The sequence below is a fragment of the Sphingopyxis sp. YF1 genome (assembly GCF_022701295.1).
GTDB lineage: Bacteria > Pseudomonadota > Alphaproteobacteria > Sphingomonadales > Sphingomonadaceae > Sphingopyxis.
Genome location: NZ_CP033204.1, coordinates 4,014,035 through 4,034,169, shown reverse-complemented (window position 1 = coordinate 4,034,169; position 20,135 = coordinate 4,014,035). Strand labels below are relative to the sequence as shown.

The 20,135-nt window shown below is 68.3% G+C and carries 21 protein-coding genes; 13 read left to right on the top strand and 8 right to left on the bottom strand.

What is annotated here, in order from left to right:
• The first annotated feature begins 65 nt into the window (after positions 1-65).
• The 8 genes from EAO27_RS19465 to EAO27_RS19430 are packed head-to-tail and all read left to right on the top strand — an operon-like array spanning position 66 to position 7,421.
• Positions 66-770, top strand: a complete 705-nt coding sequence (locus EAO27_RS19465; protein ID WP_242773981.1) for a DUF4129 domain-containing protein — start codon at positions 66-68, stop codon at positions 768-770.
• Positions 767-1,999, top strand: coding sequence for a DUF4350 domain-containing protein (locus EAO27_RS19460; protein WP_242773979.1), 1,233 nt, complete (start codon positions 767-769; stop codon positions 1,997-1,999). The genes EAO27_RS19465 and EAO27_RS19460 overlap by 4 nt, the downstream gene beginning before the upstream one ends.
• Positions 1,989-2,978 carry a MoxR family ATPase gene (locus EAO27_RS19455; protein ID WP_278190108.1) on the top strand — a complete coding sequence of 330 codons (990 nt, stop codon included), beginning with the start codon at positions 1,989-1,991 and terminating at the stop codon, positions 2,976-2,978. Before EAO27_RS19460 ends, EAO27_RS19455 begins: the two co-directional genes overlap by 11 nt.
• Positions 2,975-4,309: a DUF58 domain-containing protein gene (locus EAO27_RS19450; RefSeq protein WP_242773976.1), complete on the top strand. Its 1,335-nt coding sequence runs from the start codon at positions 2,975-2,977 to the stop codon at positions 4,307-4,309. The genes EAO27_RS19455 and EAO27_RS19450 overlap by 4 nt, the downstream gene beginning before the upstream one ends.
• Positions 4,306-5,343 carry a stage II sporulation protein M gene (locus EAO27_RS19445; RefSeq protein WP_242773974.1) on the top strand — a complete coding sequence of 346 codons (1,038 nt, stop codon included), beginning with the start codon at positions 4,306-4,308 and terminating at the stop codon, positions 5,341-5,343. The genes EAO27_RS19450 and EAO27_RS19445 overlap by 4 nt, the downstream gene beginning before the upstream one ends.
• The gene (locus tag EAO27_RS19440; RefSeq protein ID WP_242773973.1) at positions 5,340-6,209 is read left to right on the top strand and encodes an RDD family protein; all 870 of its coding nucleotides are present in this window, start codon (positions 5,340-5,342) and stop codon (positions 6,207-6,209) included. The genes EAO27_RS19445 and EAO27_RS19440 overlap by 4 nt, the downstream gene beginning before the upstream one ends.
• Positions 6,196-6,897 carry a nitroreductase gene (locus EAO27_RS19435; RefSeq protein ID WP_242773971.1) on the top strand — a complete coding sequence of 234 codons (702 nt, stop codon included), beginning with the start codon at positions 6,196-6,198 and terminating at the stop codon, positions 6,895-6,897. The genes EAO27_RS19440 and EAO27_RS19435 overlap by 14 nt, the downstream gene beginning before the upstream one ends.
• Positions 6,894-7,421: a hypothetical protein gene (locus EAO27_RS19430; RefSeq protein WP_242773968.1), complete on the top strand. Its 528-nt coding sequence runs from the start codon at positions 6,894-6,896 to the stop codon at positions 7,419-7,421. Before EAO27_RS19435 ends, EAO27_RS19430 begins: the two co-directional genes overlap by 4 nt.
• Before the next feature lie 262 nt (positions 7,422-7,683).
• Here EAO27_RS19430 and EAO27_RS19425 read toward each other — a convergent pair whose 3' ends face one another.
• Positions 7,684-8,118 (bottom strand): hypothetical protein, encoded by a 435-nt coding sequence (locus EAO27_RS19425; RefSeq protein WP_242773965.1) that lies wholly within the window; start codon positions 8,116-8,118, stop codon positions 7,684-7,686.
• A 106-nt stretch (positions 8,119-8,224) separates the two neighbouring features.
• Between EAO27_RS19425 and gyrB the strand changes: the two genes are divergently transcribed.
• From gyrB to EAO27_RS19410, 3 genes are all read left to right on the top strand, one after another.
• Entirely contained in the window at positions 8,225-10,768 is a 2,544-nt protein-coding gene (gene gyrB, locus EAO27_RS19420) for a DNA topoisomerase (ATP-hydrolyzing) subunit B (protein ID WP_242773962.1), read from the top strand.
• Between the two features lie 144 nt (positions 10,769-10,912).
• Positions 10,913-11,317, top strand: coding sequence for a septal ring lytic transglycosylase RlpA family protein (locus EAO27_RS19415; protein WP_242773955.1), 405 nt, complete (start codon positions 10,913-10,915; stop codon positions 11,315-11,317).
• 177 nt (positions 11,318-11,494) lie between these two features.
• Positions 11,495-11,941 carry a hypothetical protein gene (locus tag EAO27_RS19410; RefSeq protein WP_242773952.1) on the top strand — a complete coding sequence of 149 codons (447 nt, stop codon included), beginning with the start codon at positions 11,495-11,497 and terminating at the stop codon, positions 11,939-11,941.
• A 44-nt stretch (positions 11,942-11,985) separates the two neighbouring features.
• On the opposite strand, the gene EAO27_RS19405 is transcribed toward EAO27_RS19410, so the two are convergent.
• The gene (locus tag EAO27_RS19405) at positions 11,986-13,308 is read right to left on the bottom strand and encodes a hemolysin family protein (protein ID WP_242773949.1); all 1,323 of its coding nucleotides are present in this window, start codon (positions 13,306-13,308) and stop codon (positions 11,986-11,988) included.
• A gap of 212 nt (positions 13,309-13,520) precedes the next feature.
• Between EAO27_RS19405 and EAO27_RS19400 the strand changes: the two genes are divergently transcribed.
• Positions 13,521-14,210 carry an OmpA family protein gene (locus EAO27_RS19400; RefSeq protein WP_242773946.1) on the top strand — a complete coding sequence of 230 codons (690 nt, stop codon included), beginning with the start codon at positions 13,521-13,523 and terminating at the stop codon, positions 14,208-14,210.
• 55 nt (positions 14,211-14,265) lie between these two features.
• Here EAO27_RS19400 and EAO27_RS19395 read toward each other — a convergent pair whose 3' ends face one another.
• Genes EAO27_RS19395 through EAO27_RS19370 form a run of 6 tightly spaced genes read right to left on the bottom strand, consistent with a single transcriptional unit; the run spans position 14,266 to position 18,416 of the window.
• Positions 14,266-14,895, bottom strand: coding sequence for a MarC family protein (locus EAO27_RS19395; protein ID WP_242773943.1), 630 nt, complete (start codon positions 14,893-14,895; stop codon positions 14,266-14,268).
• Positions 14,896-14,897: 2 nt separating this feature from the next.
• Positions 14,898-15,575, bottom strand: coding sequence for a hypothetical protein (locus EAO27_RS19390; protein ID WP_242773940.1), 678 nt, complete (start codon positions 15,573-15,575; stop codon positions 14,898-14,900).
• Entirely contained in the window at positions 15,575-16,486 is a 912-nt protein-coding gene (folD, locus tag EAO27_RS19385) for a bifunctional methylenetetrahydrofolate dehydrogenase/methenyltetrahydrofolate cyclohydrolase FolD (protein ID WP_242773937.1), read from the bottom strand. Before folD ends, EAO27_RS19390 begins: the two co-directional genes overlap by 1 nt.
• Before the next feature lie 4 nt (positions 16,487-16,490).
• The gene (locus EAO27_RS19380; protein ID WP_242773935.1) at positions 16,491-16,799 is read right to left on the bottom strand and encodes a YggT family protein; all 309 of its coding nucleotides are present in this window, start codon (positions 16,797-16,799) and stop codon (positions 16,491-16,493) included.
• 34 nt (positions 16,800-16,833) lie between these two features.
• A complete protein-coding gene (gene argB / locus EAO27_RS19375; protein WP_242773933.1) occupies positions 16,834-17,742 on the bottom strand; it encodes an acetylglutamate kinase in 909 nt (302 codons plus the stop codon).
• Entirely contained in the window at positions 17,739-18,416 is a 678-nt protein-coding gene (locus tag EAO27_RS19370) for a queuosine precursor transporter (protein ID WP_242773930.1), read from the bottom strand. Before EAO27_RS19370 ends, argB begins: the two co-directional genes overlap by 4 nt.
• Positions 18,417-18,715: 299 nt before the next feature.
• Between EAO27_RS19370 and EAO27_RS19365 the strand changes: the two genes are divergently transcribed.
• Positions 18,716-20,050: a NupC/NupG family nucleoside CNT transporter gene (locus EAO27_RS19365; protein ID WP_242773926.1), complete on the top strand. Its 1,335-nt coding sequence runs from the start codon at positions 18,716-18,718 to the stop codon at positions 20,048-20,050.
• The last annotated feature ends 85 nt before the right edge of the window (positions 20,051-20,135 follow it).

Below are 20,135 nucleotides of genomic sequence, written 5' to 3'. Positions count from 1 at the left end.
TTGTCGCGCCGCATCGCGCTACCACTTGCTGCGATGAGCAAGCGGGGCCGGGCTATCCTTTCACTATGATATCGTTGTGGATCGCCCAGGCATCGACGGCCGCCGCGTCGCCGAATGCCGCCGGGAGCCAGACCTGGCTCCTCGATCCCGAACTCGTCGATCCGGGCTATACCCAGACGATGGCGGGCGACACGATCCAGACCGGCTTTCCGCCGCCCCCGCCGCCGCCCGACACCCCCGAATGGCTGCGCGCGCTCGGCCGCGCGATCGCAAGCTTTTTCGAATGGACCGCGCCGCTGGCCCAGCCGCTGCTGTGGACCGCGCTCGGGCTGCTCGTCCTGCTCCTGCTCTATCTGTTCGTCCCCGCCTTCGCGCAGTGGATCGACGACCGGATGTGGTGGCGCAAACCCGCCGACGAGGCCGATGCCGTCGCCGGCCACGCCGAAGCGGGCATCGCGCGCGCGCTGCTCGCCGAGGCCGATGCGCTCGCCGCCGAGGGCCGCTTCGCCGAGGCCGCGCACCTGCTGCTCTATCGCAGCGTCGAGGATATCGAGAGCCGGCGGCCCGGGCTGGTCCGCCCCGCGATGACCTCGCGCGAACTCGCCGAAGCGCGCGACCTGCCCGCGGTCGCGCGCGACGCGTTCAGCCGCATCGCGCGCGCGGTCGAGATCAGCCTCTTCGGCGGTCGCGCGATCGACGCCGGCGCCTGGCAGCAATGCCGCTCCGCCTATGCCGAAATGACCGTCCCGCAGAATTGGGCGCGCGCATGAGCGGCGAGGCGGACGGCAGCAATCCCTTCAACCCGCGGCTGATCGCGGGGGTGATCGCGATCGGCATCGTCGCCTTCATCGCGCTGTGGGCGCTGATGGCGCTCGGCCCGCAGATGAGCGCGGGCAACAATGGCGGCGGCCATGCGCTGTCGAAAGCGGCGCCGGGCTATGCCGGAATCGTCGACCTCGCCGAGCGCGCGGGCGCGAGCGTCGAGGTGCTGCGGCGCGAGGAGCCCTACAGCTACGACGATTTCACCCAGCTGATCGTCCTGACCCCGACGCAGCGCACGCGCCCCGAAGAGGTCGCCAACCTGCTGGCCAAGGCGGGCGGGTCGCCGGTGCTGATCATCCTGCCCAAATGGCAGACGATGACCGTCCCCGGGCAGGAGGTGAAGCCCGGCTGGGCCGGGGTCGGCGTCCCGGTTCCGGCGCCCGCGCGGCTGGTGCCCGAGGGCGAGTTCGGCAAGGTGAAAATCCTGCACAAGGAAGCGCCGGCGCGCGCGTCGGCGTGGCTCGCGGGCCGCGCGGTGCCGCTCGCGCTCCCCGCCACCGTCCAGACGATCGCCGGCGACGGTCTCGACATATTGGCCGAGGGACCCGACGGCGCCGCGATCCTCGCGCGCGCCGCGTCGAAGGACATCTACATCCTGTCCGACCCCGACCTTCTCAACAATCTCGCCTTTGCCTCGCGCGAGCGCGCCGCCGCCGCCGCGGCGCTGCTCGACGCGCTGGCCGAGGATGCCGATGCCGACGGCTTCGCCTTCGACGTCACGCTCAACGGCATCGGCGGCGGGCGTTCGCTGCTGCGCTTCGCCTTCGTGCCGCCCTTTATCGGGGTAACCCTGTGCCTGATCGCGGCTTTCCTGTTCGCGCTGTGGCAGGCGTGGGCGCGTTTCGGCCCGCCGCTGCGACCGCAGCGCGCGATCCCGGTGTCGAAGGCGGCGCTGATCGCGAACAGCGCCGACCTGATCAAGCAGGCGGGGCGCGAACTCGAGGGCGCGGCCGCCTATGTCGCCAGCCTGCGCGCCGCGATCGCGCGGCGGCTGCACGCGCCGCGCGGGCTCGACGACGCTGCGACCGATGCGTGGATCGACAAGCATCTGCCCGCGGACCGCGACCGTTTTTCGACCCTCGCGGCGCGGCTGGTCCGCGCGCGCAACACCCATGAACTGCTCGCAGACGCGCAGGCGCTGCACGACATCAGGAAGGACTTAATCCGTGACAGCTAATCTCGGCGAGGGAGACGGAGCCAAGGGCGTCGCGCGCGTCAAGGCGCTCGGCGAAGCGATCGAGGCCGAAGTCGGCAAGGCGGTGTTCGGACAGCAGCCGCTGACGCGGATGGTGACGATCGCCCTGCTCGCGGGCGGCCATGTGCTGCTCGAAGGGCCGCCGGGAACCGCCAAGACCCTGCTCGCACAGGCCTTCGCCCGCGCGACGGGGCTCGATTTCGGGCGCATCCAGTTCACCCCCGACCTGATGCCCGGCGACATATTGGGGTCGAACCTGTTCAACTTCCAGACGTCGAGCTTCACCCTCACCAAGGGGCCGATCTTCACCGAACTGCTGCTCGCCGACGAAATCAACCGCACCCCGCCCAAGACGCAAGCCGCACTGCTCGAGGCGATGCAGGAGCGGCGGGTGACGATCAACGGCGAGCCGCATGCGATGAGCCCGCGCTTCACCGTGCTCGCGACGCAGAACCCGATCGAGCAGCAGGGCGTCTACCCGCTGCCCGAGGCGCAACTCGACCGCTTCCTGTTCAAGCTCGTCGTCGACTATCCCGACGCCGCCGAGGAGCGGCGCATCGTCGCCGACCATGGCGGGCGCTTCAAGAGCCCCGCAGTTGCCGATTTCGGCGTGGCGCGGGTTGCCGATGCCGCCGCGATCGGCGAAGCGATCGACACGATCGCGACGGTCCGCCTCGCCGACGAGATCGTCGACTATATCGTCCGCCTGATCCGCGCGACGCGCGAAAGTGCCGACCTCGAATGCGGCGCGAGCCCGCGCGCCGCGACCCTGCTCGCGCGCGCCGCCTGCGCCGCCGCGGCGCTCGACGGGCGCGACTATGTCATCCCCGACGACGTCCAGCGGCTGGCGGGCGGCGTGCTGCGGCACCGCGTCATCCTGTCGGCGGCGGCCGAGATCGAGGGCCGCAGCGTCGAACAGGTCGTCGCCGCGCTGCTCGATCACGAGGAAGTGCCGCGGTGATCTACCCGACGCGGCGGACCATATGGCTGCTGCTCGCGGGTGCGCCCGCGGCGCTGCTGCTCGGGCTGATGCGGCCCGAACTGTGGATCGCCGCGCCGGCGTGGATCGCCTTTCTGCTCGCCTGTCTGGCGATCGACGCCGCGGTCGGCGCCAATCCGCGCAAGCTGGCGCTCGATGCACGCTTTCCGGGTCAGGTCGGCGTCGGCGATGCGTTCGACCTGCAACTGACCGCGACGAGCCCGACCCCCGTGCCCGCGCGCGCCGAGATCGCGCTCGCACTCGACGAACGGCTGGCCACCGGCGGGCGGCTCGCGGCCAGCATGCGGGCGGTCGACGACGGCGGCGGCGGGCGTGCCCGCACGCTGGCGCGCACGCTGACGCTCGCCGCGGCACGCCGCGGGTCGGCGCTGATCGAGGCGCTGACGATCCGCTGGACCGGCCCCCTCGGGCTGGTCTGGAAACAGCGCCGCTTCGCGATCGACGGGCGCGTCGGCGTCGTCCCCAGCCTGCGCGCGGTGACCGAGGAAGGTAGCCGCCTGTTCCAGCGCAACAGCTGGTTCGGCCTGCGGCAGCAAAGGCTGCGCGGCGAGGGGACCGAATATGAGGCGCTCGCCGAATATCAGCCCGGGATGGACCGGCGCGCGATCGACTGGAATGCGTCGGCGCGGCACGTCAAGCTGCTCGCCAAGGAATATCGCGTCGAACGCGACAATCGCGTCGTGCTCGCGATCGATGCGGGGCGGACGATGGCCGAACCCGTCGGCGCCATGCCGCGCGTCGACCGCGCGGTGTCGGCGGCGCTGCTGCTCGCCTATGTCGGGCTCAAGCTCAACGACCGGATCAGCCTCTTCTCCTTCGCCGCCAAGCCGCAGGCGATGACCCCCGCCTATATGCACACGCAGGATTTCCCCGCGTTGCAGCGCGCCGCGAGCCTGATCGACTATGCGCATGTCGAAAGCAATTTCACCCTCGCGCTGTCGACCCTCGGCGCGACGCTCAACCGCCGCTCGCTGATCATCCTGTTCACCGAATTCACCGACGCGACGAGCGCCGACCTGATGATCCGCGCCGCCGGGCGGCTCGTGAAGAAGCACCGGCTGCTGTTCGTCGTGCTCAAGGACGAGGAACTGGAGAGTGAGGAACGCCGCCGCCCCGAAAGCGCCGCCGACATCACGCGGTCGAACGTCGCGGCATCGATGCTGCGCGACCGCCAGCTGGTGATCGCGCGGCTCCAGCGGCTCGGCGCCGACGTGATCGAGGTCCCCGCCGACGCGATGGCGGCGGGCGCGGTCGAAGCCTATCTTGGCATCAAGCGCGGAGGCACATTGTGATTCCTCCCGCCCAGGCCGCGGTCCCCGCCGCCCCCGCCTTTTCGACGAGCCGCTTTCGCGCCGAGCGCGAGGCCGACTGGATCGCCTTCGACGCGCTGTTGACGCGGCTGGAGAAAAAGGGTGCCAAGGGCCTGTCGAGCGAGGAGCTGCTGCAACTGCCCAGCCTCTATCGCGCGACGCTGTCGTCGCTGTCGATCGCGCGCGCGACCAGCCTCGACAAGGCGCTGCTCGACCATCTCGAGGCGCTGTCGATGCGCGGCTATTTCCTGATCTACGGCGTTCGCGAATCGCGCCTGCACCGCACCATCCGCTTCTTCACGCGCGACTGGCCGCTTGCGGTCAAGGCGGTGTGGAAGGAAACGGTCATCATCGCGCTGATCATCCTGCTCGGCATGGCGACGAGCTGGTCGCTCGTCGCGAGCGAACCCGAATGGTATTATAATTTCGTGCCCGAGGAACTGTCGGGGGGCCGCGACCCGCGCGCCACCGCCGACTATCTGCAATCGACGCTGGGCCACGGCAAGGCGGTGAGCGAAGAGGAAAAGGACGGGCTGCACGTCTTTGCGACCTTCCTGTTCACCCACAACAGCCGGGTGTCGATCATGTCCTTCGCGCTGGGCTTCGCTTTCGGCATTCCGACGATGATCCTCGAATTCTACCAGGGGATCAGCCTGGGCGCGATGGTCGCGGTGTTCGCGGGCAAGGGGCTGGGCTTCGACTTCGGCGGCTGGCTGTTCATCCACGGCACCACCGAATTGTTCGCCGCGGCGTTGTCGGGCGCGGCGGGGCTGCGGATCGGTGCTGCGGTCGTCTTTCCCGGCGCGCGCAGCCGATTGCAGGCAGCGTCCGATGCTGGGCGCACCGCGGGCAAGGTGATGGTCGGGGTGATCATCATGCTGCTCGCCGCGGGGCTGCTCGAAGGTTTCGGGCGCCAGCTGATCACCGATACGATCACGCGCTATGCGATCGGAACGCTGATGCTCCTCTTCTGGCTCGCTTATTATTACCTGCCGCGGCGCGGGGAGGCGGCATGAGCGCCGCCGCCAACACCCGGCTGCGCCAAGCGCAGAAAAGCAAGATCCGCCAGTTCATCACCCCCGAAGGCGTCGATCTGGAATTGAAGATCGCCAGTTCGGGGCTGCGGCTGGGCGCACTGATCGTCGATCTCGCGATCATGCTGTTGCTGCTGATCCTCTTCACCCTCGCGGTTGCGTGGGCCGGCTTCGCCACCGAATCGAACCTGTTCGCCAGCATCTGGCTGCTCGGCTTCTTCCTGCTGCGGACCTTCTGGTTCATTGGCTTCGAGCTCGGACAGCGCGCGGCGACGCCGGGCAAGCGGCTGGTCGGCATCCGCGTCGTCGCGCGCGACGGCGGACGACTGACCGCCGACGCGGTGGTCGCGCGCAACCTGATCCGCGAGCTCGAACTCTTCCTGCCGCTGATGATGCTGGGCAATGCCGCGGCCGAGGACATGGCGTCGGCGTGGACCGTGCTCGCGGGCTTTGCCTGGTCGCTAACGCTCAGCCTGTTTCCGTTGTTCAACCGCGACCGGATGCGCATGGGCGACCTCATCGCCGGCACCTGGGTGGTGATGGCGCAGCGCGCCCGGCTCGACCGCGATATCGCCGCCGAAGCCGAAAGCGCCGGGCCGATTGCCTTCACCGAGGCCGAGCTCGCGGTCTACGGCATCTTCGAGCTGCAGGAACTCGAGCGCATCTTGCGCGCGGGCGATCCGCGCGCCATGCGCGAGGTCGCCGATACGATCCGCGCGAAGATCGGGCGGCCCGTCGCGGAGGAGGATGACGTCTTCCTTCTTTCCTATTACCGCCAGCTGAAGGCGCGGCTCGAACGCAAACTGCTGTTCGGCAAGCGCCGCGAGGACAAATATGCCAGCGACTGACACGCTTTCCCTCCCGGTCACCGCCGCGCTCCACAAGCGCCGCTCGGTCCGCGCCTTCACCGACCGGCCGGTCGACCCGGCCCTGCTCGCGGAAATCTTCGCCGCCGCGCAGCGCGCGCCGTCGGGCGGCAACCTCCAGCCGTGGCAGGCGGTCGTGCTCGCGGGCGAACCCTGGGCCGACGTCAAGGCCGCGGTCGCGGCGCGTATCGCGCTGGGACGCGAGGGGCACGAACCCGAATATGACATCTACCCCAAGGGGCTGGTCGATCCGTGGAAAAGCCGCCGCTTCGGCGTCGGCGAGGGGCTCTATGCCTCGCTCGGCATCGCCCGCGAGGACAAGAAGGGCCGCCTCGCGCAGTTCATGCACAATTACACCGGCTTCGGCGCACCGGTCATGCTGTTCCTCCACTGCTCGCGCATCATGGGTCCGCCGCAATGGGCCGACATGGGCATGTGGCTGCAATCGGTGATGCTGCTGCTCGTCGAGCATGGGCTCGCGAGCTGTCCGCAGGAATGCTGGGCGATGTACGGACGCACGATCCGCGAGACGCTGGCGCTCGGCGACGACCAGATTCTCTTCACCGGGCTGGCGATCGGCTACGCCGACGAGGATGCAGCGGTGAACCAATGGCCGGTGCCGCGCGTTGGCATCGACGAAGCGATCGATTTGCGGGGGTTTTCCCGATGACCAGTTTGCGCGCCGCCCGGCGGCCCTTCACCGCGACGGCGATGCTGCTGGCCATGGCCGGCTGTACCGCCGTGCCGACCCCGGCGCCGGCGCCCGCGCCGACCCCGGTCGCGGCCGCGCCGCAGCCAGCCCCCGCTCCGCCGCCCGCCGCCGTCCGGCCATGGGACGAGCGCCGGCTCGACGCCGGCGAGTGGCGCTATGATGCCGGATCGCGCACCGCGACCTTCGCCCAGGCGGGCGGTGCCGCGCCGCTGGTGACGATGGCGTGCAGCGGCGGCGCGATCGACCTGACCGCCGGGCTCGGCGCCGCGGGCGAAGCGCTGGGCGTCGACCTCAAGACCAGCGCGGGAACCGACCGGCTGCAGCTCAGCGGCAACCGTGCCCAGTTGCCCGCGCGCGACGGGCGCCTCGATCGCATCGCCTTCAGCCGCGGGCGTTTCGCGCTCGAAGCGGCGAACGGCCGCACGCTGACGCTGCCGGTGCAGTCGGAAATCGGGCGGCTGATCGAGGATTGCCGGGGCTGATGCCATCGCCCCGGCGAAGGCGGGGGAAATTCTAGAGCGGCGTGCGTTCAATATGAACCGTTCGCCCTGAGCTTGTCGAAGCGTTGAACGAGTCACGTGCCTCGTTCAACCCTGAGCGCCTGCCTTTGCAGGCAGTCGAAGGGGGCCGTCCTTTCTTTCAACGGTGAAGGAAGAAGAACGGTGGTAGGCCTACGGCCGCCTACGGCCCGACAAGCTCAGCACAAACGGGCTTAGGGATGATGCGAGTTTAACGCACGATGCTTTAGGCGCCGAGCCGCACCGTGCCGCCCTTGATCCAGCCCCAGCGGCACGGCCCCTGATATTCGCGCGCGTTGCGCACGCTCTTGCCGATGCCGCACAGCGTATCGTCCTGCCCCGGCGGCGGAAACACGACGCCGAACCAGGCGTCGTCGTCGGTCGCCTCGCACAGCGACACGCGCGCGCCGCCCGCGAGTTTCGCCTTGACCGCGCGCGTCTCGCCCGGCGCCCAATAGACGTCGGTGCCGCCGTCCTTGACGCGGCTGACGCTCGAACAGGCGGGCAGGCTGGGGCCTTCGGTGCCGATCATCACCGCGCGCGTCGCGAGCGGCTCGCCCGCGACCGCGGGGGCGTTGTCGGCGGGGGGCGCGGGCTGCGAACAGGCGGCGAGCGCAAGGAGGGCGAGGCCGGCGAGCGAAACGGGGAGACGATGGGTCATGCCGCGAAACTAGCCGCCGCGGCGCAGCGGCGCAACGCTCCATCCGGACGCGCCGAGAGCCGCATTTTCGCTTGGGTTTTTCGGGGGCGGACCCTATATAATCGTCATGACGGACACCCCTGAGAATCCCGCGCCCGAAAGCGGCGCCAAGCAGCCCAATGCCAATGCCTATGGCGCCGATTCGATCAAGGTTCTCAAGGGCCTCGACGCGGTACGCAAGCGCCCGGGCATGTATATCGGCGACACCGACGACGGGTCGGGCCTGCATCACATGGTGTTCGAGGTCAGCGACAATGCGATCGACGAGGCGCTCGCGGGCCACTGCGACCTTGTCCTGATCACCTTGAACAGCGACGGGTCGGTCAGCGTCGAGGACAACGGCCGCGGCATCCCGACCGGGATCCACGCCGAGGAAGGCATTTCGGCGGCCGAGGTCATCATGACCCAGCTCCACGCCGGCGGGAAGTTCGAGAACACCAGCGACGACAATGCCTACAAGGTGTCGGGCGGCCTCCACGGCGTCGGCGTCTCGGTCGTCAACGCGCTCTCGGAATGGCTCGAACTGACGATCTGGCGCGACGGCGAAGAGCATTGGATGCGCTTCGAGCATGGCGATTCGGTCGCGCCGCTCAAGGTCAACGGCCCCGCACCGGCAGGCAAGAAGGGCACGCGCGTGACCTTCTTCGCGTCGACCGACACCTTCAAGAACGTCACCGAATTCGATTTCGACAAGCTCGAGCACCGCTATCGCGAGCTCGCCTTCCTCAACTCGGGGGTGCGCATCAAGCTCGTCGACGCGCGCCACGCCGAGCATGTCACGCACGACCTCTTCTACGAGGGCGGGATCGCGGCGTTCGTCAAATATCTCGACCGCAACAAGAATCCGCTGCTCCCCGATCCGATCGCGATCAGCAGCGAGCGCGACGGCATCGGCATCGACGTCGCGCTCGAGTGGAACGACAGCTATTATGAAAATGTCCTCTGCTTCACCAACAACATCCCGCAGCGCGACGGCGGCACGCACCTCGCGGCGTTCCGCGCCGCGCTGACGCGCACGCTCAACGGCTATGGCGACAAGTCGGGGCTGCTCAAGAAGGAGAAGGTCAGCCTCACCGGCGACGACATGCGCGAGGGGCTGACCGCGATCGTTTCGGTCAAGCTGCCCGACCCCAAGTTCAGCTCGCAGACCAAGGACAAGCTCGTGTCCTCCGAAGTCCGCCAGCCGCTCGAAAGCCTGATGGCCGACCGGATGACCGAATGGCTCGAGGAAAACCCGGCGCATGCGAAAGCGGTGATCCAGAAGGTCATCGACGCCGCCGCGGCGCGCGAGGCCGCGAAGAAGGCGCGCGAGCTGACGCGGCGCAAGGGCGCGATGGATATCGCCTCGCTGCCCGGCAAGCTCGCCGACTGCCAGGAACGCGATCCCTCGAAGTGCGAACTCTTCCTCGTCGAGGGTGACTCGGCGGGCGGCTCGGCGAAGCAGGGCCGCGACCGGCATGTGCAGGCGATCCTGCCGCTGAAAGGCAAGATCCTCAACGTCGAGCGCGCGCGGTTCGACCGCATCATCTCGTCGAAGGAAGTCGGCACGCTGATCCAGGCGCTCGGCACCGGCATCCGCGACGAGTTCAACCTCGACAAGCTGCGCTATCACAAGATCGTGATCATGACCGACGCCGACGTCGACGGCGCGCATATCCGCACGCTGCTGCTCACCTTCTTCTATCGCCAGATGCCCGAGATCATCGAGGCGGGGCATCTCTACATCGCCCAGCCGCCGCTCTACAAGGTGACCAAGGGCCGCAGCGAGGTCTATCTCAAGGACGATGCCGCGCTCGAAAATTATCTGGTCGACGCCGGGATCGACGCGCTGGTCTTCGAAACCTCGGGCGGTGCGCGCTCGGGCAACGACCTGCGCGAGCTGATCGAGCACGGCCGCAAGCTGCGCGCGCTGATGCGCTATGTGCCGCGCAGCCTCGACCACCGGCTTGTCGAGGCGCTGGCCTTTGCGGGCGCGCTCGATCCGGCGATCGACACCGCGGGCCGCCACAGCGCCGCCGGCACCGCCGCCAAATGGCTCGGCGCCGCCGAACGCGCGCTGACCGGCGGCAGCGAGGCGGTGTGGACCGTCGATGCGGTCGAGGGTGGCGGCTATACGCTCGAGCGCCGCTGGCGCGGGGTGAGCGACCATCATGCGATCGACGCCGCCTTCCTCGCCAGCCAGGAAGCGCGCCGCCTCCACAGCCTCGCGCAGGCGCAGGCCGACACCTACGGCGCCCCCGGGCGTCTGGTAAAGGCGGGCACCTCCGCCGCAGCGGCCGCCGTCGAGCCCGATGCCGAGGAAGAGGCCGAGACCACGGCGAGCAACGCCAAGGCGGTCGCCGTGACGCGCCCGTCCGAACTGCTCGACGCGATCTTCGCGCACAGCCGCAAGGGACTGGCGATCAGCCGCTACAAGGGGCTGGGCGAGATGAACGCCGAGCAGCTCTGGGAAACCACGCTCGATCCCGCCAACCGCTCGCTGCTGCGCGTCGAGGCCGAACAGGCCGACGTCGCGCACGAAATTTTCGAGCGACTGATGGGCGACGAGGTCGAGCCGCGGCGCGATTTCATCCAGACCAACGCGCTTTCGGTCGCGAATCTCGACGTCTGACCGCGGCTTGCCGGGGCCGGGCCGAGGGCGGCTCGGGCCCGTTTTCCCGCAGGTGGGCGCAAAATCGCTTCAACTTGACGCGCGGCGGCTTGCCTCGGCGCGCCGCCGCTGCTTTGGGCGCCTCCACCAAAAGGGGAGGATGCCATGCGGGCTCTTTTTACCATGGTGATGCCGCTTCTGCTCGTGGCATCGGCCGCCGCGCAGGACGCGGAAATCGACGAACAGCCGGCCGCTTCGGCCGAAGTCGAGACCGTGATCGACGGCGGCATGGCGAGCTATTACGGCCGCGAACTCGAAGGCAATCGCACCGCGAGCGGCGAGCGCTTCGACCCCGACGAACTCACCGCCGCGCACCGCACCCTGCCCTTCGGCAGCAAGGTGCGCGTCACCAACGTCTCGAACGGCGACAGCGTGATCGTCCGCATCAACGACCGCGGCCCCTTTTCGCACGGCCGCGTGATCGACGTCAGCCACGCCGCGGCGCGCGAGATCGGCATGCACCGCAGCGGCACCGCGCGGGTCAAGCTCGCACTGCTCGTCAACGACTGAGGCGCAACGCCGACGCCGGTCGGCGCACGATAGCGGCCATCGGATAATCCTCCTTGTGACCGCAGGGGGACAGTTCAGGCAAAGGCCGCTTCCGACCCCCTAAGCCTCCATCGATCCGCCCCCGACGGCGCAAGAAAGCGCTTTCCTAAATTGTCGCGCCATGATCCAAGCTGGTCAATGAAACCGATCGCCCCGCAGAACCCAGGCGCTCCGCTGCTCGCCGGCAGCGCCCTTGCCTTCATCCCCGTGCCGCAACAGCGCCGCCGCGCCGACGGCTGGACGCCCGAGGCGCAGGCGCGCTTCATCCGCGCGCTCGGGGCGATGGGGTCGGTGGGAAGGGCGGCGCGCGCGGTCGGCATCGGCCGCGCCTCGGCCTATCGCCTGCGCGACCGGCCGGGGGCGTCGAGCTTCGCCGCCGCATGGGACCGCGCCATCTCGATGGGGCGGACGCACCAATATAGCATCGCAATGGACCGCGCGCTCAATGGCGTGACGACCGTTCGCATCCTCAAAGGCGGCGCGGTCGATGTCAGCGGGGGTCCGGACATGGCCGTCATCCACGCCGCGCTCCGCGACGAGGCGAGGCCGCCCCGCCCGCCTGACGCGACAAAGGAGACAGAATGACGGCGTACGTCCGTATATTTTGTCGCTTTAGCGGCCGCGCGGCGTCACTCGCCCTCTTCGCCTTTCGGCCGCCGCACTTCGCTGACCAGCAATTTGTCGATCTTGCGCCCGTCCATGTCGACGATCTCGAAGCGCCAGCCGCTGTTGGTGAAATGCTCGCCCTCGACCGGCAGATGCTTGAGGATCGCGAGCGCATGCCCCGCGGCGGTTGCATAGTCGCGGTCGTCGGCGAGCTCGATGCCCAGCCGTTCGGCCATCTGGTCGGCGGGCATCGACCCCGCGATCAGCAGGCTGCCGTCCTCGCGCTCGGTGACGAAGGGTTCGCTGCCGATGTCCTGATCCGACGCGAATTCGCCGGCGATCGCCGACATCAGGTCGGCGGGGGTCACCAGCCCTTCGAAATGACCATATTCGTCGTGGACGAGCAGCATCGGCACTTCGGCGAGGCGCAGATTCTCGAGCGCGTCCATCGCGTCGATCTGGTCGTGGATGACCTTCGCCGAGCGGGTGAGCTGCTCGAGGTCGAGTATCTGCCCGCGGAACAGCGCGGCGGCGATGTCGCGCGCCTGGACGATGCCGATGATGTCGTCGACCGAGCCGCGCGCGACCGGCAGGCGCGTGTGCGGGCTTTCGAGCAGCTTGGCGCGCACCGTGTCGGCGTCGGCGGCGATGTCGATCCAGTCGACGTCCTTGCGCGGCGTCATCACTTCGCGCACCGGCCGGTCGGCGAGCCGCACGACGCCCGAGATGATCGCGCGCTCGCTTTCCTCGATCACCCCCGACTTCGACGCCTCGGCGACGATCAGGTGCAGTTCCTCGGCGGTCACCCGGTCTTCCGATTCGCGGCTCAGGCCGAGCAGGCGGAAGACGAGGCCCGAACTATTGTCGAGCAGCCAGACGAGCGGCGCGGCGATTCGCGACAGCCAGTACATGATCGGCGCGACGAAGATCGCGATGCGTTCGGGGGCACGCAGCGCGAACTGCTTGGGCACCAGTTCGCCCGCGATCAGCGATGCGTAGGTCGTCAGCGCGATCACCACCGCAAAGCCCGCGGTCAGCGCGGTCTCGTCGTCAAGGCCGAACAGCGCCTGCAACCGCTCGCCGACCGGCTGGCCGAGACTGGCGCCCGAATAGGCGCCCGCGAGGATGCCGATCAGCGTGATTCCGACCTGCACCGTCGACAGGAAGCGCCCGGGGTCGGCGGCGAGCTGGCGCGCGACCTTCGCGCCCCGGCTGCCACGCTTCTCGGCGGCCTGGAGGCGCGGGTCGCGCGCCGAGACGATCGCGAGTTCGGACATGGCGAACAGGCCGTTGAGGAGGACGAGGATCGCGATGATCGCGACGTCCGACCAGGGAAAAGGGCTCATCGGGCGGTCGTGCGGCGCGGTCGCGCCATGCCCCTGTCAGCTTCGGTCATGGCCCCCTATAAGCGAAAGCCGCCGCATTGCACAATGGGATCGCCACGCTTGCGCTCAGCGCGCGTTCAGGCGAACGATGGAACCAGATCGGCAGCCGGATGTTATCGGCACGTAACAGCGCGACCGGGACCAGCCGGCGCGCCAAAAAGGGAGCGCACCCAATGAATATCAGGACCATCAAACTCACCGCCCTCGCCAGCATCGCCGCCGTCGCGCTGACCGGCTGCGTCACCGATCCCGAAACGGGCGAAAAGCGCATCTCGAAGGCCGCGATCGGCGGCGTCGGCGGCGCGCTGGGCGGCTATCTGCTCGGCGACCTGATCGGCGGTCGCAACAGCCGCACCGAGGAAATCGTCGGCGCCGGCATCGGCGCGGTCGCCGGCGCGGGGGTCGGCTATTATATGGACCAGCAGGAAAAGAAGCTGCGCGAACGCACCGCGGGCACCGGCATCGACGTCGAACGGCAGGGCGACCAGCTCGTGCTCAACATGCCCGGCGACGTCACCTTCGACCTCAACAGCGCGATGGTGAAGTCGCAGTTCCGCAGCGCGCTCGACAATGTCGCCTCGACGCTCGCCGAATATCCGAGCACCTATATCGACGTCTATGGCCACACCGATTCGACGGGCAGCGACAGCTATAATCAGGGGCTGTCCGAACGCCGCGCCGCGTCGGTCGCCGACTATCTGGCGGGCCGCGGCATCCAGCGCGCGCGCATGGCGACGCTCGGCTACGGCGAATCGCAGCTGAAGTGCAGCCCCGAACGCAGCGAGGCCGACTATCAGTGCAACCGCCGCGTCGAGATCCGCATCGCCCCGGTGACGCAGAACGACGTCAACGCGGCGCGCTGATTTCCACTCTCGTGGATGAAAGGGGCGTCGCCTGCGGGCGGCGCCCTTTTTGCGTCTAGCCCAGCGAGGGGAAGCTCGCCTTGAGCCCGTCGATGACGAACTGCGCCGCGAGCGCGGCGAGCAGCACCCCGAGCAGGCGGGTGATCACCGCCTCGCCCTTGTGCCCGATCAGCCGCATCAGCGGCCCCGCCGTCAGCAGCGCGGCCAGCGTCAGCAGCAGCACGAGCAGCAGCGCCCCGAAGATCACCACGGCGCGGTCGAGCCCGTTGTTCTGCGACACGAGCAGCATCACCGAGGCGATCGATCCCGGCCCGGCGAGCATCGGCATCGCCATCGGAAAGACCGAGACATCCTCGACCTCGGGGGTCGCCTTGATCTTCTCGGCGCGCTGCTCGCGGCGTTCGGTGCGCTTTTCGAACACCATGTCGATCGCGATCATGAACAGCATGATCCCGCCCGCGATGCGGAAACTGTCGAGGTCGATGTGCAGGAAGCTGAGCAGCGCCTCGCCGAACATCGCGAAAAAGACGAGGATGCAGCCGGCGATGAACGTCGCGCGCAGCGCCATCGCGCGGCGCTGCGCCGCGCTCGCCCCGGTGGTCAGGCTGGCATAGATCGGCGCGCACCCCGGGGGGTCGATCACCACGAAGAGCGTGACAAACGCCGAAATGAAAAGGTCGAGCATCGTCAGGGCCGGGGCGCGGGCGCCGCGACACGGTCGTCGATCACGGGCTGCATCGCGGTGCCGTCCCACAGGCGGACGGTGACGCGCCGCGCGCCGTCGGGGGCGACGACCGAGGTCCAGCTCAGCGTCTGGTCGGGCGACAGGCCGACGGCGCGGTCTTCGCCCTCACCGCCACCATCGACCGCGGTACCCGGCCGCGAGCCGCAGCTCGCCTGTTTCGATTCGATGAAATCGGGCGCTTCGCGCGGCGCCGCAAGCGTGTCGCCATGGTCGAGGATCCAGCGCGTCTCGCCGCTCTTGGGATCGCGCAGCCAGACGGTGCTGAAATAACCGTTCGCGGAGCCCTTCTGCCATGCGCCGGTCGTCGCGCCGACATTGCCGTCGCAGCTGACATAGACCGCGTGCGGTTGCCACACCACCGCCTGCGCCGGGTCCTTCTGCGTCTTGAGCCAGTCGCGCGCCTTCACCCGCTGCGGCACGAACATCACCGCATCGGGCGCCGACGTTTCGCGAAAGGCCGTCCACTGCCCCTTTTCCTGCGCCAGCCGCGCAAAGGCGATCTCGGCGGCGACAAAACCGCTGGGGTTGGGGCCGAGCGGCCGATTGCGGGCGTCCCCGGGCTGCCCCGCGCAGCCGGCGAGCAGCGCTCCCACGAGTGCGGCGGCGAACAGGCGACGCATCAGAAACCCTCCGGATCGTCGAGGCCCGCGCGGCGGTGCGCCGCGACGAGCGTATTGCGGAGCAGGCAGGCGATCGTCATCGGACCGACGCCGCCCGGAACCGGGGTAACCGCCGAGGCAAGCGGCAGCACCGACGCATAATCGACGTCGCCCACGAGCCGTCCTTTCGAAGCGCCGTCAGCGGCCGGCAGGCGGTTGATGCCGACGTCGATCACGACCGCGCCCGGCTTGATCCAGTCGCCCTTGACCATCTCGGCGCGCCCGACGGCGGCGACGACGATGTCGGCGCGCCGCACCAGATCAGGCAGGTCCCGCGTGCGGCTGTGCGCCATGGTGACAGTGGCGTTGGCGCCGAGCAGCAGCGCCGCCATCGGCTTGCCGACGAGGATCGAGCGACCGACGACGATCGCGTCCTTGCCCGACAGGTCGCCGAGCCGGTCCTGAAGCAGCAGCAGGCAGCCATAGGGGGTACAGGGCACCATGCCGGGGATACCGAGCGCGAGCCGTCCGGCGCTGACCGGGGTGAGGCCGTCGACATCCTTGTCGGGGTCGATCGTCGCGACCGCACGCTGTTCGTCGAGATGGGCCGGCAGCGGCAGTTGCAGCAGGATACCGTCGACCGCCTCGTCGGCGTTGAGCGCCGCGAGCAATGCCTCGACCTCGTCCTGCGTCGCGGTCGCAGGCAACCGATGCTCGAAGCTCATCATGCCGGCGGCGATCGTCGCCTTGCCCTTCGACCCGACATAGACCGCGCTCGCCGGATCGTCGCCGACCAGCACCACCGCGAGCCCGGGAGCGCGCCCGGTCGCCGCTTCGAACGCCGGAACCGCGTCCGCGATGCGCGCGCGCAGCCCCGCGGCAAAAGCCTTGCCGTCGATCACATGCGCCTGGCTGTCGTTGCTTGTCGTCATCGGATTACATCAATCCTGCGTTGATACCGATCGTGTAGAGATAGTTCATCACCGGCCCCCGGACGATGATCAGCAGGATCAGCACCACCATCGGCGTCAGGTCGATCCCGCCGAAATCGGGCATGATCTTGCGGATCGGGCGATAGAGCGGCTCGGTGATACGCTCGAGCACCAGCCACAGCTGGCGGACGAATTCATTGTGGGTATTGATGACGTTGAAGGCGAGCAGCCACGACATCACCGCCTGCACGATGATGATCCACCACAGGATATTGAGGAGGATCGACAGGATCTGGAGAAACATCAAATACATTGGGGGCTCCGGCCGGATGGTCGAGAACGGCACACTAGCGGTGAATGAGCGTCCCTGCACCCCTGGCGGTGAAAATTTCCAGCAGCATCGCATGCGGCACGCGGCCGTCGAGGATGACCGCGGCTTCGACGCCGCTGTCGACCGCGGCGAGGCAGGTGTCGACCTTGGGAATCATCCCCCCCGTGATCGTCCCGTCGTCTTTCAGCCCGTCGATGCCCGAGCGGTCGAGATCGGTGAGCAGGGTGCCGCCCTTGTCGAGCACCCCGGCGACGTCGGTCAATAGGAAGAAGCGCTTGGCACCGAGCGCGCCTGCGATCGCGCCCGCCATGGTGTCGGCGTTGATATTATATGTCGCCCCGTCGGCACCGAGCGCGACGGGTGCGACGACGGGAATGAAATTGTCCTTGGCCAGATTGTTGAGGATCGTCGGATCGACCGCGACCGGCTCGCCGACAAAACCCAGATCGACGTGGCGCTCGATCCCCGAATTGGGATCGGGCTCGCTGCGCGTGACCTTTTCGGCAAGCACCAGATTGGCGTCCTTCCCCGACAGGCCGACCGCCCGCCCGCCGAGCCCGGCGATCCAGCTGACGATTTCCTTGTTGATCTTCCCCGCGAGGACCATCTCCGCGACTTCGGCGGTGGCGGCGTCGGTGACGCGCAGTCCGCCGATGAACTGCGATTCGATGCCGAGCTGCTTCAGCATCCGCCCGATCTGCGGTCCGCCGCCGTGGACGACCACCGGGTTGATGCCTACCGCCTTCAAAAGCACGACATCTTCGGCGAAGTCGCGCTGCGCCTCGGGATCGCCCATGGCATGGCCGCCATATTTGATCACGAAGGTCTCGCCGGCGTAGCGCTGAAGATAGGGCAGCGCCTCGACGAGCGTTTCGGCCTTGGCGAGCAGCTCGGGACGGCTGGCGGGATCGGGAAGCTGGCTCATGCGACGCCTCCCTTGGCGTCGAGATTGCGGCCGAGCGCGACGAGCCCCGTGATGACGAACGGAATGACGAGGATCGACAGCGCGACCTTCGCCAGCATCTGTCCGCCCATCAGGTTGGCGATCGGGAATACGCCGTAAAAGGCGATGGTGACGAACAGCAAGGTGTCGACGATCTGGCTGAGCGCGCTGGCGATCGCGCCGCGGATCGCAAGCCAGGTCGATCCGCTCGCGCCTTCGCGCCCGCGCAGCTTGGAAAAGATGGTGACGTTGAGGAATTGCGACGTGCCATAGGCGACGATCCCTGCCGCCATCAGGCGCGGGCTCTGACCCAGGATCATGTCGAACGAGGCAAGCCGTTCGGGCTGCATTTCGGGCGAGGCCGGAAGCGCCAGCACCAGCGCGGTGAGCATGATCGAGAGGACCAGCGGCACGAAACCCCAAAGCACGAGCCGGTTCGCGACCGATTGTCCGTGCAGTTCGGCGACGCTGCTCGACAGCGCAACAAGCAGCAGGAAGGCAAAGATCCCTGCCTCGACCGCGAGCCAGTCGCCGAGCGCGACCTGCTTGTTTCCGAGCACCCCGGCAAGCACGACCATGCCGCCGTAGATGATCGTGAACAGAAAGAGCGAGGGCGATAGCGTGCGCGGGAGCGCCGTGGATGCGGGTTCGGTCATCGGCGCGCGATAGTCGCTTTTTCGGGCGCTGGAAAGATGCCGGTCAGTCGGGCGGACTGTGCCCGGCGAGCAAGGCACGGATCGCGTTCGGCAGCCTTGGCGACGCCTGCCCCGCCCCGCGCGGCCGGCAACGACAACCAGAACCCGAACCGGCCCGAGCCGAACCAGTGCAGAGCGGGAAAACGCCGGCCCGTCGCACCGGACACCCTCGCTGCGGCGAACGGCGATCACCGCCCCTTGCCCCGTGCGTTCAGCCCGCTAGACAGGCGCAAGTAAATTGCGGGGGACGCACAGAAGTTATGGAACGCCTTATCGGTCTGCTCGGGATCGTCGCCTTGCTCGCGATCGCCGTGCTGTTTTCGTCGAATCGCCGCTGGATCCGGCTGCGCGTCGTCGTCCCCGCCTTTCTGCTACAGGCCGGTTTCGCGCTGCTGGTGATCGGTACGCCGTGGGGCCGCAGCGCGATCCAGGCGATGTCAAACGGCGTCTCCAACCTGCTCGGCTATGCCAAGGCGGGTACGGATTTCATCTTCGGCCCGCTCGCTTCGCCCGAAATGGGCGGCCACAGCTTCGCGATCGCCGCGCTGCCCGTAATCATCTTCTTCGCCTCGCTGATCTCGATCCTCTACTATCTGGGCATCATGCAACTGGTGATCAAATGGGTCGGCGGCGCGATCCAGAAGGTCACCGGGATCACCAAGGTCGAGAGCCTCGGCGCCGCCGCAAACATCTTCGTCGGGCAGAGCGAAAGCCCGCTCGTCATTCGCCCCTATCTCGCGAGCCTCACCCCGTCGCAGCTGTTCACGATCATGACCGTCGGCATGGCGGGCGTCGCGGGCACGATTCTCGGCGCCTATGCGAGCATGATCGGGGAGCAATTGCTGCCTTATCTGCTCGCCGCGAGCTTCATGTCGGCGCCCGGCGGCATCCTGATGGCCAAGATCATGATGCCCGACGACCCCAAGGATCTGGGCATCGAACCGGTGATCATGCCCGAGGCTAGCCACGACGAGGAAAAGCCCGCGAACATCATCATGGCAGCCGCACAGGGCGCGCAGACCGGGGTCAAGCTGGCGGTCGCGGTCGGTGCGATGGTGCTTGCCTTCGTCGCGCTCGTCGCACTCGCCAACGGCATCCTCGCTGGCGTCGGTGGCTGGTTCGGTTACGAGAGCCTGTCGTTCCAGGCGATCATCGGCGCGATCTTTCGCCCGGTGATGTGGCTGATGGGAGTGCCGTGGGATGAAAGCGCCGTCGTCGGCGGTCTGTTCGGGACCAAGGTGGTGCTCAACGAATTCGTCGCCTTCATCGACCTCGGCAAAGTCCAGGGCGACATGTCGCTGGCGGCTGTCGCGATCGCGACCTTTGCGTTGTGCGGTTTCGCCAATTTCAGCTCGATCGCGATCCAGATGGCGGTGACCGGCGGGCTCGCGCCGAACCAGCGGCCGATGATCGCCCGACTGGGGCTCAAGGCCCTGCTCGCGGGCAGCCTGTCGAACCTGATGTCGGCAGCGCTCGCGGGACTGATCCTGGCGGTCACCCCGCCGCTCACGACGCCCGAACCGGCGCCGGCCGCCACGCCGGTCGCCGCCGATTCTGTCGCGCCGCCGGTCGCCGGTACGACGCCCGCACCATAGCGCTCTTCACCATCGGGCGGAGGCAGCTGGTGCCGCCCGATCGCTGGAACGGGTCGGCGCGCGAGCAGATGGAGACCATCGGCAA